The sequence below is a fragment of the Citricoccus zhacaiensis genome, from assembly GCF_014645315.1.
GTDB lineage: Bacteria > Actinomycetota > Actinomycetes > Actinomycetales > Micrococcaceae > Citricoccus > Citricoccus zhacaiensis.
In genome coordinates this window covers 181,688-194,921 of sequence record NZ_BMLQ01000001.1, presented here as the reverse complement: position 1 = coordinate 194,921, position 13,234 = coordinate 181,688, and the positions used below count along the sequence as shown (strand labels likewise).

The window sequence follows — 13,234 nt, the reverse complement described above, 5'->3', positions numbered from 1 at the left end:
GGTCCCCGACCGTTCCACGCATGACGATGTGCATGCCCACGCCCGCGAGGAGGCCTCCGAAGATCCGTGTCTGATCCTGTGACTGATGCCGTGCCCGGCGCCCTGTTCCACATCGGTGACGACCTGCCGCCGGCGCTGCCGGAGCGGGCTGCCTGGGGTACCGCCCCGAAACTGCGCCAATGGCAGCAGGAGGCCCTGGAGCTGTACCTGTCCCGGCAGCCGCGGGACTTCATGGCGGTCGCCACGCCCGGCGCCGGCAAGACCACGTTCGCCCTGCGCGTGGCCAAGATGCTGCTGGAGGCCGGGACCGTCACCCGCATCGCCGTCGTTGCGCCGACGGAGCACCTCAAACGCCAGTGGGCGGATTCGGCGGCCCGCATCGGCGTCGCGATCGATCCCAACTTCAAGAACGCGGACGGACGGCACGGGGACGAGTACATCGGCGTCGCGCTGACGTACGCCCAGGTCGCCTCGAAACCCGTCCTGCACCGCAACCGCACCGAGAACGCACGGACCCTGGTGATCCTGGACGAGATCCACCATGGCGGCGACGCCCTGAGCTGGGGTGACGGCATCCGCGAGGCGTTCGAGCCCGCCACCCGGCGGCTGTCCCTGACCGGCACCCCGTTCCGCTCCGACACGGCGACCATCCCGTTCGTCGAGTACGTGGAGTACGACGACGGCATCCGCCGCTCGAAGTCCGACTACACCTACGGCTATGGCCCGGCCCTGCGCGACCACGTGGTGCGTCCCGTGATCTTCATGGCGTACTCCGGTCAGATGCGCTGGAAGACCAGCACGGGCGACATCATGGAGGCCCAGCTCGGCGAGGCCGCCACCAAGGACATCACGGCCCAGGCCTGGCGGACGGCGCTCAACCCGGAGGGGGAGTGGATCCCCTCGGTCCTGGCGGCCGCGGATCGTCGCCTCACCGAGGTGCGGCGCAATGTGCCCGACGCCGGCGCGCTCGTCATCGCGACCGACCACGAGGATGCGCGGGCGTACGCCGCGCAGCTGACGCGGATCACCGGCGAGGAGGTCACGGTGGTGCTCTCGGACGACAAGGGGGCCTCGGACAAGATCGAGGAGTTCTCGGCCGGGACCCAACGGTGGATGGTCGCCGTACGCATGGTGTCCGAGGGCGTCGACGTGCCGCGGCTCTGCGTGGGCGTGTACGCCACGTCCACGTCCACGCCGCTGTTCTTCGCCCAGGCCGTCGGCCGCTTCGTGCGTTCCCGCAAGCGCGGGGAGACCGCCAGTGTCTTCCTGCCGTCAGTGCCGCAGCTGATGCTGCTGGCCAACGAGATGGAGGCCGAACGGGACCACGCCCTGGACCGGCCCGAATCCGCGGCCGGGGTGGACGGGCTTGAGGACTTGTCCCAGTCTCCGGAAGAGGACCTGCTGGCAGCGGCCAACCGGCAGGAGCGGGCCTCGGACTCCCTGACGAAGTCCGAGTTCAAGGCCCTGGAATCCCAGGCGTCCTTCGACAAGGTCCTGTTCGACGGCTCCGAGTTCGGCACCGGCGGGGCGATCGGTTCCGAGGACGAGCTGGACTTCCTCGGCATCCCGGGTCTCCTGGACGCCGAGCAGGTGGGAGAGCTGTTGCGCCAGCGCCAGGCCGATCAACTCAAGCGCCGGCCCAGGACCAGCGGGAACGCAGCGGCGGACCAGGCACACCACGGTGCGGGCCCGGGGGCCGAGCAGGTGGTGGACCACCGCCGCCTCAAGCAGATGAGGTCGGAGCTGTCCAAGAACGTCTCCGCCTGGTCGGCACGGTCCGGGACCCCGCACGGGATGATCCACAACCGCCTCCGCGAGATCAGCGGCGGGCCGGCCGTGCCCCAGGCAACGGCCGAGCAGCTGGAGACCCGGCTGAAGACCCTCCAGGGCTGGTTCGTCGGCCGGAAGTGACGTGGATGTGAGGACGCGGCCCTAGTCCGCCGTGCCGCCCCACACCTGCAGCACGGCGCCGTTCTCCTCCATGAGTTCCAGGGCCTCCTCGGACCGCTCCGGGTCCACGCCCGTCACGAGGTCCGTGAACACGGAGGTGTCATAGCCGGCGTCGATGGCGTCCAGCACGGTGGCTCGGACGCAGTGGTCGGTGGCGATGCCGACCACGGTGACGGAGTTGATGCCCTCGGCACGCAGCCAGTCGTCCAGGCCCGGGGCGTCCTCTTCGACGGCCGTGGCGGCAGCAGCAGTGGCGCCGAAGGGGCCGGACGTGCCCTCGGGGGCGCCGGAGCGCACCATGTCCGGAACGCCGAGCTGCCCGTCGAAGCCGGAGTACGAGGCGTCGAAGCGGCCCTTCAGGAACTGGGCGTCGATGAATTCGGAGTCCAGCTCCGGATGCAGTTCGGCGCCGCCGGTTCCGGCGACGCAGTGCACGGGCCAGGTCTCGGTGTAGTCCGGCTCGGTGCCCTCGTCGGCGAAGTGGGGACCCGGATCCACGTGCCAGTCGCGGGTGGCGACGACCGCGGCGTAGTCCTGGGCGTGCTCGTCCAGGAAGGCCGTGATCCGGCCGGCCAGCCGAGCGCCGCCGTCGGTGCCGAGGCTGCCGCCCTCACAGAAGTCGTTTTGCACATCCACGATGACCAAGGCGCGCATGGTGAAGTTCTTTCCTGTTCTGACGCGGGGGTGTAGCGGTGGTGGGGGAGGCCCTCAGGCCTCGTTGAACACGGTCGGGATGACCGGTTCGCCGGGCTGCAGTCTACGCACAGCGGCGGGCAATTCCGCACGGGAGGCCCGGTGCCGGTCTGCCGCGCGGGTGACGGCGGCCGGTCCGGTCCAGCCGGGCTGGAGCTCACCATCGCGGACGAAGGCGTGTTGCAGCGGGCGGTTGTCGCCCTCGGATTCGGCCCGCTGGTTGACCGTGAGCAGTTCGGCGGTGGCGCGGCCGGACCCGTTGAGCCGGCGGACCGCGTGCTTGCGGCCGCCCAGGGAATTCTTGCCGGAGGCGGCCTTGGCCACATCGATCCATTCGCCGTTGCCGTCCTGGCGGCTGACCAGCTTGTAGACCATCGACGCCGTGGGGGCGCCCGAGCCGGTGACCAGCCGGGTTCCCACGCCGTACGAGTTCACCGGCGCCGACTGCAGGTGGGCGATGGCGTACTCGTCCAGGTCCGAGGTGACCATGATGCCGGTCTCGTGGTTGCCGAGCTCGTTGAGCAGGGAGCGCACCCAATGCGCCTGCTCCACCAGGTCACCCGAGTCCAGCCGCACGTTGCGCAGCTCCCGTCCGGCCACCTCGACGGCGGTGCGGACGCCGGACTCCACGTCGAAGGTGTCCACCAGCAGGGTGGTGTCCTTGCCCAACGAGGCCACTTGGGCCTCGAATGCCTCGCGTTCGGAATCGTGCAACAGGGTGAAGGAGTGGGCAGCGGTGCCGACCGTCTCCAGGCCGTAGCGGCTTCCGGCGGCGAGGTTGGAGGTGGAGGCGAAGCCCGCGATGACGGCCGCTCGGGCTGCGGCGACGGCGGACTCCTCATTGATCCGTCGCGAGCCCATCTCGATGCAGGGGCGGCCGTTGGCGGCGGAGGTCATGCGCGCTGCGGCCGAGGCCACCGCGGAGTCGTAGTTGAGCACGGACAGCAGGTAGGTCTCGAGGATGCAGGCCTCGGCGAAGGTCGACTCGACCTGGAGGAGCGGCGAATAGGGGAAGTACGCCTCACCCTCGGCGTAGCCGTAGATGTTGCCGGAGAACCGGAAATCGGCCAGCCACTGCAGGGTGGTGTCATTGACTACCCGTTGGTCGGAGAGGAAATCGAGTTCCTCGGTGCCGAAGCGAAAGGTGGCCAGTCCCTCGAGCAGGCGCCCGGTCCCCGCCACCACGCCGTAGCGGCGGCCCTCGGCCAGGCGGCGGGCGAAGACCTCGAATAGGCTGCGGCGGTGCGCTGCCCCTGACTGGAGGGCGGCCTCCAACATGGTCAGTTCATAGTGGTCCGTGAACAGGGACGTCGGGAGCAGCCAACCGGCAGGGCCGGTGGAAATCTGGTCGGTCACGACTGACACCCTACAACTCCTGACTCCGCTTGGACGCCGGGTGCAGGGTGCTGGACGCGGAGGGCTGGACACCGTCCGCCGTAGAATGGCTGCCATGTTCTCGACCCTCAGTTCCCCTGGCAGGTCCCCCGGGCTCCGGGATGGCGCTCACAGCGGTTCTCACCAGGACCGCCCCCGAGATCTTCCGGGCGGACGGCCCGGGACCGGAACAGACGTCTTGGAGCGGGAGGAGACCTCTGCCGGGACCGCTGAGCGCACCGCCGCTGACCGGCCCTGGCAGGTGGTCGTGTGGAATGATCCCGTCAACCTCATGAGCTACGTCTCCTATGTGTTCCGGTCCTATTTCGGCTTCAGCCGCACCAAGGCGGACTCCTTGATGCTCCAGGTCCACCAGGAGGGCAAGGCGATCGTCTCCTCCGGTGGCCGGGAGGAATCCGAACGCCACGTCCAGGCGATGCACGGCTACGGGCTGTGGGCCACCCTCCAGCACGAGCAGGGGGAGGGAGCCTGATGGCCCGTGCCTTCAAGAGCACGCCGAAGGGGTTCGTCGCCGACCTGGAGAAGGCCGAGCGGCGCCTGCTGCGGACCCTGTTCAAGGACGTGATCCAGCTGCTGGACGTGGAGCAGGAGGCACCCCCCTCAGCGCCCACGGGGTCTGCCTCCGATTCCGCGTCCACATCGGCAACCCCATCCTCTTCAGACCCGTTCTGGGACATCGTCGCGGGATTGGGGCCTCTGGGAGCGGACGATGCCGGTGGCGACGAGGCGGCCGGCGTCGGGAATTCCAGGGGTGCCGGCGAGAGCGCTCCGGTGCGGGCCGCCCCGCAGGACGAGGCCCTCGCGCGGCTGCTGCCGCCCGGGGTACACGGCGACACCCCCACCGAGCAGGCCGCCGCCGGCGAGTTCCGAGCCCTGACGGAGGATGGCGTCCGCCGGGCCAAGACGGCCGATCTCCAACGGGCGGTGGCGGCCCTGCAGGTCAACCCCGTGGTGCTGGACGAAGAGCACGCCATCGCCTTCAGCCGTGCCCTCAACGACGTGCGCCTGGTGCTCTCGGCCCGGCTGGGCATCGACACGGATGAGGATGCCGAACGGGTGCACGCGGTGGACGACTGGTCCGCGGCCAAGGACGTGGAGTCCTACATGGCGCTGTTGTACAACTTCACCACGTGGCTGCTCGAGACGCTGATGCTGGCCCTGTCCACCCGGCTTCCCGACTGAATCGTGCTTGACTGCAGACTGCTGGATCTGCACCTGCTGGATCTGCACCTGCTGGCTCCGCACCCGCTGGCATGACACCTGCTGACCGAAGGACCCACCCGACCATGACCAACACGCCCGTGCCGACGGCCCCCATCGGCGTCTTCGATTCCGGGGTCGGCGGGCTGACAGTCGCCCGCGCCATCATCGATCAGCTGCCCGGCGAACAGATCGCGTACGTGGGGGATACGGCCAACGGCCCCTACGGTCCGAGGACCATCGCCCAGGTGCGCGCCTTCGCGCTCGGCATCATGGACGAATTGGTCGACGCCGGCGTGAAGGTCCTGGTCATCGCCTGCAATTCCGCTTCGGCCGCCGTCCTGCGCGATGCCCGGGAACGGTACACCGCCCGGTACGGGATTCCGGTGGTGGAGGTCATCCAACCGGCCGTGCGCCGTGCCGTCGCCGCCACCCGCAATGGGAGGATCGGGGTCATCGGGACCGAGGCCACGGTGAGCTCGCGGGCCTACGAGGACACCTTCGCCGCCGCACCGCAGCTGGAGATCACCTCGGTCGCCTGCCCGCGGTTCGTCGAGTTCGTGGAGGCCGGTGTCACCACCGGGCCGGAGTTGCTGGCCACCGCCGAGCGGTACCTAGCCCCGCTCCAGGAGGCCGGCGTGGACACCCTGGTGCTGGGGTGCACCCACTATCCGCTGCTGACGGGCGTGATCTCGCTGGTGATGGGGGAGTCCGTCACGCTGGTCTCCTCTGCGGAGGAGACGGCCAAGGACGTGTACCGGGCGCTGGTCCGGCACGGGCTGGAGAGTCCGGCTGGTGATCCTGCTGGCGGTACAGCGGACGGTACGGCGGGTCGTGCTGCGGAGAACCCGGGTCATCGGTTCATGGCGACCGGCGATCCGCAGTCTTTCGAGGCGCTGGCCCGCCGCTTCCTCGGGCCTGAGGTCGGCGGCGTGCAGCAGGTCGACCACATCTCTGAGCGTTACCCGACCGGAGTGCTGGCCCGGATCACCCCGGAGATGCTCTCGGCGGCCCAGGGTGCGAGCGGGCGGGGCGGAAACGGACAGTACAGTGGTCCCAACGCAGGATCCCCCGTGCCGGCCTCGACCCTGTCGAGCTCGGGCCACCGGGGGATCGCCACGGATGAAAGGCCGGACGCAGGGTGAAGCTCACCATCATCGGGGCCTCAGGATCGTTTCCCGGTCCGGGCTCGCCGGCCTCGTGCTACCTCGTGACGGCTGAAGGGCCGGACCCGGGCGGGGCCCCCGGCAGCCGGAAGACCTGGCGGATCCTGATGGACCTCGGCAACGGTGCCCTGGGCACATTGCAGCGCTACATGGCTCTGGACGACATCGACGCGGTGCTGCTGACCCACCTGCACCCGGACCACTGCATGGACCTCTGCGGGCTGCACGTGGCCATCCGCTGGAACCCGTACGGCTGGAAGGGGATCCACGTTCCCGTGTACGGTCCCGCCGCCACCGCGGACCGCATGGCGACCGCCTATGGACTCGACCCTGACCCAGGCATGCATCCCGATTTCGACTTCCACCACTGGCAGGCGAACGTCCCCGTGAGCGTCGGCCCCTTCACCATCACGCCGGTTCCGGTGCGCCACCCCATTGATGAGGCGTACGCCCTGCGCCTGGAGGTCACCGAACCCGGCCCGGACGGGGAGCCGGTGCACCGGGTGCTGACCTACTCCGGGGACACGGACACCTGTGATGGCCTGGTCGAGGCCGCCCGCGACGCCGATCTGTTCCTCTGCGAGGCTGCCTTCCAGGAGGGCCGTGACGATGGCATCGACGGCGTCCACCTCACCGGCCGGCGGGCCGGGCAGATGGCCACCGACGCCGGCGCCCGCCGACTGCTGCTGACCCACCTTCCCGTGTGGACCGATCCGCTGGCCGCGTCCATCGAGGCGCGGGAGACCTATGCGGGCGACCTTGCCGTCGCGGTCTCCGGGGTCACCTACCGGGTCTAGACCGCTGTGGCGTGTCTGGTGTGTCTGGTGTGTCCAGCATGCCCGGTGCCCGATGTGCTCAGGTCCCGATTAACGCGTCCGGGCCCTCGGTAGGATGGCTTTCATGACCTCATCGACTTCCGGAGCTTCTGCCCTGCCCGAAAACGGCACGACCGGCGCCTCGTCCACCGCGACCCGCCAGGACGGGCGCGCCGTCAACGAACTGCGTCCCATCAGCATCACCCGTGGCTGGTCCCGCCAGGCCGAGGGATCCGCACTGATCGAGTTCGGCAACACCCGCGTGCTGTGCACCGCCTCGTTCACGCAGGGCGTCCCGCGCTGGCTCAAGGGCGAGGGCACGGGCTGGGTCACCGCCGAGTACGCGATGTTGCCTCGGGCCACGAACACCCGCTCCCAGCGCGAGTCCGTCAAGGGCAAGATCGGTGGCCGGACTCACGAGATCTCCCGTCTCATCGGCCGTTCGCTACGCGCCATCATTGACCTTAAGGCCCTGGGCGAGAACACCATCGTGCTGGACTGCGATGTCCTGGAGGCCGACGGCGGCACTCGCACCGCCTCGGTCACCGGCGCCTACGTGGCACTCGCGGAGGCGATCGCCTGGGCCAAGGGACAGGGAGTCATCCCGGCGTCCGCCCAGCCGCTGAAGGACTCCGTCTCCGCGGTATCCGTCGGCATCATCGACGGTGTCCCTATGCTGGACCTGCCCTACGTGGAGGACGTCCGCGCCGAGACGGACATGAACGTGGTGGTCACCGGATCGGGCGACTTCGTGGAGGTTCAAGGCACCGCCGAAGGTGCCCCGTTCAACCGTTCCGAACTCGACTCCCTGCTCGACCTGGCCGTGGCTGGGTCCGCCGAGCTGGCCCGCATCCAGCGCGAGACCCTGGCCGGCGAGCGGTGAGCGGCGGAGCAAGCGCCGCGTCCGAGCCCCGGCTGGTGCTGGCCACCCGTAACCAGGGCAAGCTGCGTGAACTGCGTGAACTGCTCCGTGGACAGGTGCCTGGACTGGACGTCGACACCCAGGTCGTCGACGCTGCGGCCCTGGAGGCCCCAGACGTGGTGGAGGACGGAGTCACCTTCGAGGAGAATTCCCTCAAGAAGGCTCATGCCGTCGCCCGGCACACCGGGCTGGTGGCTGTGGCCGACGACTCCGGCCTGTCCGTGGAGGTCCTCGGGGGTGCCCCCGGGATCTTCTCCGCCCGATGGGCCGGACGCCACGGGGATGATGACGCCAACCTGCGTCTGCTCCTGGACCAGATGGCGGACGTGAAGCCCGAGCACCGTAATGCCGCGTTCGTCTGTGCTGCCGCGGTGGCAACGCCGGCCGGCGAGGAGCATGTCGAACTCGGCTTCCTGGCCGGCACCCTGCTGACCGCGCCACGGGGCACGGGTGGGTTCGGCTATGACCCGATCCTGCAGCCGCATGGCATGCACGTCTCCGTGGCTGAACTGGATCCCGAGGTGAAGAACTCCATCAGCCACCGTGGCACCGCCTTTCGGCAGCTGCTCCCCGAACTGGTGCGTTTGCTGGCCGGGCCACATGATGACGCGTCCGGCGGAGGGCGCTGATGGCGCTCGACTTCACGGCGCTGGACTTTGAGACCGCCAACGGCTTCCGCGGTTCTCCGTGTTCCGTGGGCCTCGTGCGGGTCCGCAACGGCCAGCCGGTGGAACGCGCGTACTGGTTGATGAGGCCGCCAGTAGGCTTCGACCGGTTCGACGCTCGGAACGTGGGAATCCATGGCATCACGGCGGCTCAAGTGGCCGGCGCCCCGCGATTCGCCGACGTGTTCGGTGACATGGCGGACTTCATCGGCTCCGACCCCCTCGTGGCCCACAACGCCGGCTTCGACATCGGAGTCATCGAATCGGCTCTCGAGGTCTCCGGCCGAGACATCCCTCGCTTCGACTATGCCTGCTCCCTGGTGATGGCGCGGCGTACCTATGACCTGCCGTCCTACGCTCTGCCAGTGGCCGCCATGGAGGCGGGGCATCCACTCGAGAACCACCACGATGCCCTCGCCGATGCTGAGGCCTGCGCCTGGATCATGATCGATGTGGTCGAGCGTCGAAGGGCAGCCCGTCAACCGGCCGATCTGCAAATGGCTGGTCTGCAATTGGCTGATCCGCAGCTGACGGATCGACCGCTGCTGGAACGTCCGGACGCCGGCGCGCACTTCGCGACAGAGGGAGAATCGACGCCTCCGGTCACCACGGGCTCGGCGGGCACAGCGAGCAGAACACTGACCATGCGGTCCTCCACCGGGCTGCTGGAAGCGGGGCTAGCCGAGTTCCTGGCCCTCGACGGGGTGCGGTTGCGGCAGCTGGAGGCTCGCAGGGCCGGAACCAGCCCGGAATCCCGTGCCACCCGGCAGGCCCGCGGGCTCGGGCCCGTCTTCGACTCCACCGTGGTGCTGCCGCACGCCGAACGGATGCCTGACTTGATGCACTGGCCGGATGAGGGGATCAACCCCGAGCCTGCCGCCGACGCAGACCCGGCTCATCCCCTGTATGGACACACCGTGGTGTTCACGGGCAACCTGGGCATGCCGCGGCAGGAGGCCAAGAACCGGGCCGCCGCGTGGGGCGCGCGGACGGGCAGCCGAGTCAACGCGCAGACCACCATGTTGGTCGTCGGAGACGGCTTCCGCTCTGAGGACCTTGGCGCGGCAACGCGCGGCGGGGCGATCGGGCACCGCAAGACGCGGGACGCACTGGCTCGCCGTCAGCAGGGTCAACATGTGGAACTCGTCTCCGAACCGGAGTTCCTGCAGATGCTGGATGGCAACTGGCCCGACGCCGCTGTGTAGGTGATACTGGCAGCCACGGTGCGATGTGCCAGTCGCGCGCCCCGACTCATCGTGTCGGCTCGGCCCACGCCTAGGCCCGCCAGTACCGGTTGCGCTGGGGCGTCCTGAACGGGTCCAGGTAGGGTGCGGGGATGAACCAGGGGACGCCGCCGTCTTCGACGCTGATGTCCCAGGAGCCGCTGTGGACCGCGTGATGATGCCGACTGCAGAGCAGCACCCCGTTGTCCACGCTCGTCACTCCGCCGTGGGTCCACCACTGGATGTGGTGTACCTCGCACCATGGCGCGGGAATCGTGCAGCCGGGTGATGCGCATCCGCCGTCGCGGGCTGTGATGGCCCGGCGGAGCCGATGTGGAAAGAGCCGTTGGGTGCGCCCCACATCCAGGATCTGTCCTGAGCCGCCCATGACCACGGGCAGTATATCGGCGTCACAGGCGAGGGTACGGACGGTGCTGGGACTGATCGGACCGGTGAAGGCCGCCTCCGATCTGTAGGTGCCGAGGTCGAGGGGGAGCATGTCCGTCTCGTCGGGTGGGTCTGATGGGTCTGGTGGTTTCGGTGCGTTGGCCGATCTGGACTCGGGCGGGGAGGTCCCGGTTGTGGAATCCTGGCTGCTCCCGACCTGACCGGCGAGTGTCTCGTAGTCGATGGTCACCATGACCAGAGGGCGATTCCCGCCGGACGACGGCAGGCCGTTGCCCTCGACCAAGGCCAATGCACCCATGAGGGCGGAAGTCAGGCCGTCGAGTTGGCGCTGGTGACGGGACCGGCGGTCGACGGACATGACGTCGGCATCTGGCCAGAGGCCTGCTTCATCCGAGACGCCCTCGACAGGAACCTCCGACGAAGGGTTCTCCCCTCGAGGAACCTCTGCGGCGTTCGTGGGGTCGCCTTCGGCGCTGCCCGCTTCGCCAGCCTTGGAGGAGCTGCCTGCGGGTGTCTCCGCAGTAGTCCTCGCGCTGCTGGTGGGCGCTGCATCGCTCTGGAGAACATCGGTCTGCGCGCGGGGATTGGTCGCGGCGCCGGCGATGGTGCAGAGGACCTCATGCTGGAGGTCGTCCGCAGCGATCTTCCACAGATGGAAGCCCCGTCGCTTGCCTCGGTAGGAAAGCCCTTGCTGGACGGACGGGACAGCCTCGGACGGCTCTGCCCCATCCGGGTTGAGCGCGTGTTGGGCCCACTGACGCCAGCGGGTACAGGCATGTCGCATCAACTCCGGGTCCAGGACGGTGGCCTGGGCCGTCAGGGTCTCCTCGCCCCGGGACAGCCAATCCGCGGTCAAGGAGGGGTCCGCGTTCGTCGCCTCGGCCTCCTTTTTCGTCTGGTCCAGGGCAGTGGAGATCAGGTCGAGTGTGGCCGGGTCGAGATGCCCCTGCAGGAAGGCTTCAGCCAGGACAGGGTAGGCGGCACTGCGCTGGTGGCCGGTGATCTCTGGGGCCGGCGGCTGGATCTGGCGGGCACGGTGGATGCGTCTGCGTGCCTCCGGCCGGGGAATCCGCAGGGTCTTCACCATCCAGTCCGGGGCGTCCCGAAACGGCTTGGCCCCTCCGGGGATGCCGAGCAACGGCTCGCGGAGGGGGCCCTCACCCATGGCATGGGCGGCATGACCGGCCAACGACGTATGTACCGCTGTCAGAAGACGCCCCAGATCTTCGACCCTACGGTGGATGACGGGTAGCGAACCGGACGCGAAGGTCTCCGGTGCGGCCACGAAGTCGGGGCCGTGGGGCGACTCTCCCGGGGCAATCGGCGCGAGAGAGGTCAGCCCGGACCAGTCTGCATCAGCGGGTGGCAGGATCACGCGTTCGAAGGCATCGACCGTGGTGGGGCCGGACAGGCGTTCGGCCAATACTTCCAAGGCTTGGTGAGCGACATCAAGGACCTCCGGAGTGGCCCACTCGGCCAACTCGTCCAGGCCACGCGAGGGTTCGCTCTCCTCTGCCGTCATGCCTCTGCTCTCCTTCCGCCCTGTCGCCGCCAATTGTTCTAGTACATATATTCGATCATGTGTAACGGACGAGATAAGCACCCTCCCCCAGAATGTGGAGGGCCGAGCAAGGAAATCAGGGTGTGGAGTACTGCGGAGGGAAAAGTGGGCGCAGCGGACGCAGCGGTCGCAGCGGTCGCAGCGGTCGCTGCGGTCGGTGAGGATGGTGACAACGGTGAACCAAGATTCCGCAGCGAACTGAGGGCACCGCAGCGAACTCAGGACTCCGTAGCGCGCTCAGGACTCCCTAGCGGGCTCAGGCGAGGCCGGGGCTGAGCCGATGGCCAGTCCCTTCTCAGCGGCGGCCGTGCGGATCGCGTTAATGACGAGCTCGAGCGATGGTCGACGAGTGGGGGTGGTCCGGTAGGCGATGGAGACTGTCCGCATCACGGGTTCCTCCAGGGCGATGATGTCCACTCCGTCCGGGATCAGCTCCAGTGCGAGATCGGACACCAGTGTCACCCCGAGCCCGCCGGCGGCCATGGCCAGGGCGGTGGGCTGTTCGGCCACGGTGTGGACGATCCTCGGGTCGAAGCCCTTCTGGTGGCAGGCGATGCGGACCGCATGGCCGAAGTGGTCGCTCGCTCGGGCCAGGATCCACGGATAGTCGGCCAGCTGGGCCAGCCGCACCGTCTCGGCGGGGATCATCCCGGTGGGCACGGCGGCGTGGAGCCGCTCCACGGCGATGACCGTCCGGGTCAGGCTCGGGTCCCAGTCCACCGGAGTCACCGAGTAGTCGATGACGAAGGAGAAGTCCAAGGTGCCGTCCTTGACCGCACCCGCCGTCTGCTCCGGATCCAACTCCACGGTGCGGACCTCGATACCGGGATACTTCACCGCCAGTCTGGAGAGGGCCTGCGGAACGAGACTAGAGGCCACGGACGCCCACACACCCGCGGTGAGACGTGCCGTCACCCCATTCTGAGCCTGCTCCAGGGCCATGGTCGCCCGGTCCACCGAGCCGAGGATCTGTTCGGCATGTTCGGCGAGAACGAGCCCGAGGTCGGTGAGCAGTAGCCGGCGGCCATGCCGCTCCACGAGCCGGGCGCCGACGTCGCGCTCCAGCTGGGCCAACTGCTGGGAGATGCCGGACGGGCTGTAGTGCAGGGCGGCCGCCACGGCGGTCACGGTGCCGCGCAGGTGCAACTCCCGCAGCATCCTCAGCCGACGCAACGACAACTCCATGCGCGTCAGCATAGGGGCGGGCTGCCATGGCGAGGGAGACCTTGCAGTCCC

General features: G+C 68.8%; 12 protein-coding genes. 8 read left to right on the top strand and 4 right to left on the bottom strand.

Annotated features, from left to right (window positions below; translation table 11 throughout):
* The first annotated feature begins 66 nt into the window (after positions 1-66).
* Positions 67-1,911 (top strand): DEAD/DEAH box helicase, encoded by a 1,845-nt coding sequence (locus IEX49_RS00830; RefSeq protein ID WP_229672070.1) that lies wholly within the window; start codon positions 67-69, stop codon positions 1,909-1,911.
* 21 nt (positions 1,912-1,932) lie between these two features.
* Here IEX49_RS00830 and IEX49_RS00825 read toward each other — a convergent pair whose 3' ends face one another.
* Both IEX49_RS00825 and IEX49_RS00820 read right to left on the bottom strand, forming a co-directional pair.
* Positions 1,933-2,604: an isochorismatase family protein gene (locus IEX49_RS00825; protein WP_188803278.1), complete on the bottom strand. Its 672-nt coding sequence runs from the start codon at positions 2,602-2,604 to the stop codon at positions 1,933-1,935.
* Between the two features lie 54 nt (positions 2,605-2,658).
* Positions 2,659-3,987, bottom strand: a complete 1,329-nt coding sequence (locus IEX49_RS00820) for a nicotinate phosphoribosyltransferase (protein ID WP_229672134.1) — start codon at positions 3,985-3,987, stop codon at positions 2,659-2,661.
* A 106-nt stretch (positions 3,988-4,093) separates the two neighbouring features.
* On the opposite strand from IEX49_RS00820, the gene clpS reads away from it, so the two are divergent.
* From clpS to IEX49_RS00785, 7 genes are all read left to right on the top strand, one after another.
* Entirely contained in the window at positions 4,094-4,510 is a 417-nt protein-coding gene (gene clpS / locus IEX49_RS00815) for an ATP-dependent Clp protease adapter ClpS (protein WP_188803273.1), read from the top strand.
* Complete coding sequence (locus IEX49_RS00810; RefSeq protein ID WP_188803271.1) at positions 4,510-5,220, top strand: DUF2017 family protein; 711 nt, start codon at positions 4,510-4,512, stop codon at positions 5,218-5,220. Before clpS ends, IEX49_RS00810 begins: the two co-directional genes overlap by 1 nt.
* 104 nt (positions 5,221-5,324) lie before the next feature.
* Positions 5,325-6,383, top strand: a complete 1,059-nt coding sequence (gene murI, locus IEX49_RS00805) for a glutamate racemase (protein ID WP_229672069.1) — start codon at positions 5,325-5,327, stop codon at positions 6,381-6,383.
* Positions 6,380-7,201 carry an MBL fold metallo-hydrolase gene (locus IEX49_RS00800; protein ID WP_188803269.1) on the top strand — a complete coding sequence of 274 codons (822 nt, stop codon included), beginning with the start codon at positions 6,380-6,382 and terminating at the stop codon, positions 7,199-7,201. Before murI ends, IEX49_RS00800 begins: the two co-directional genes overlap by 4 nt.
* A 103-nt stretch (positions 7,202-7,304) precedes the next feature.
* Entirely contained in the window at positions 7,305-8,102 is a 798-nt protein-coding gene (rph, locus tag IEX49_RS00795; RefSeq protein WP_188803267.1) for a ribonuclease PH, read from the top strand.
* Positions 8,099-8,770: an RdgB/HAM1 family non-canonical purine NTP pyrophosphatase gene (gene rdgB, locus IEX49_RS00790; protein WP_188803266.1), complete on the top strand. Its 672-nt coding sequence runs from the start codon at positions 8,099-8,101 to the stop codon at positions 8,768-8,770. The genes rph and rdgB overlap by 4 nt, the downstream gene beginning before the upstream one ends.
* Positions 8,770-10,011 carry a 3'-5' exonuclease gene (locus IEX49_RS00785; RefSeq protein ID WP_188803264.1) on the top strand — a complete coding sequence of 414 codons (1,242 nt, stop codon included), beginning with the start codon at positions 8,770-8,772 and terminating at the stop codon, positions 10,009-10,011. The genes rdgB and IEX49_RS00785 overlap by 1 nt, the downstream gene beginning before the upstream one ends.
* 70 nt (positions 10,012-10,081) lie before the next feature.
* Here IEX49_RS00785 and IEX49_RS00780 read toward each other — a convergent pair whose 3' ends face one another.
* Complete coding sequence (locus tag IEX49_RS00780) at positions 10,082-11,959, bottom strand: HNH endonuclease signature motif containing protein (protein WP_188803262.1); 1,878 nt, start codon at positions 11,957-11,959, stop codon at positions 10,082-10,084.
* 276 nt (positions 11,960-12,235) lie between these two features.
* Entirely contained in the window at positions 12,236-13,183 is a 948-nt protein-coding gene (locus IEX49_RS00775; protein WP_188803255.1) for a LysR family transcriptional regulator, read from the bottom strand.
* Positions 13,184-13,234 lie beyond the last annotated feature (51 nt).

What these genes read in the sequence shown, in the direction of transcription:
- IEX49_RS00825 (WP_188803278.1), bottom strand. Translation starts at nt 2,604, where the DNA reads ATGCGCGCCTTGGTCATCGTGGATGTGCAAAACGACTTCTGTGAGGGC.
- clpS (WP_188803273.1), top strand. Translation starts at nt 4,094, where the DNA reads ATGTTCTCGACCCTCAGTTCCCCTGGCAGGTCCCCCGGGCTCCGGGAT.
- IEX49_RS00810 (WP_188803271.1), top strand. Translation starts at nt 4,510, where the DNA reads ATGGCCCGTGCCTTCAAGAGCACGCCGAAGGGGTTCGTCGCCGACCTG.
- murI (WP_229672069.1), top strand. Translation starts at nt 5,325, where the DNA reads ATGACCAACACGCCCGTGCCGACGGCCCCCATCGGCGTCTTCGATTCC.
- rph (WP_188803267.1), top strand. Translation starts at nt 7,305, where the DNA reads ATGACCTCATCGACTTCCGGAGCTTCTGCCCTGCCCGAAAACGGCACG.
- IEX49_RS00785 (WP_188803264.1), top strand. Translation starts at nt 8,770, where the DNA reads ATGGCGCTCGACTTCACGGCGCTGGACTTTGAGACCGCCAACGGCTTC.
- IEX49_RS00780 (WP_188803262.1), bottom strand. Translation starts at nt 11,959, where the DNA reads ATGACGGCAGAGGAGAGCGAACCCTCGCGTGGCCTGGACGAGTTGGCC.
- IEX49_RS00775 (WP_188803255.1), bottom strand. Translation starts at nt 13,183, where the DNA reads ATGGAGTTGTCGTTGCGTCGGCTGAGGATGCTGCGGGAGTTGCACCTG.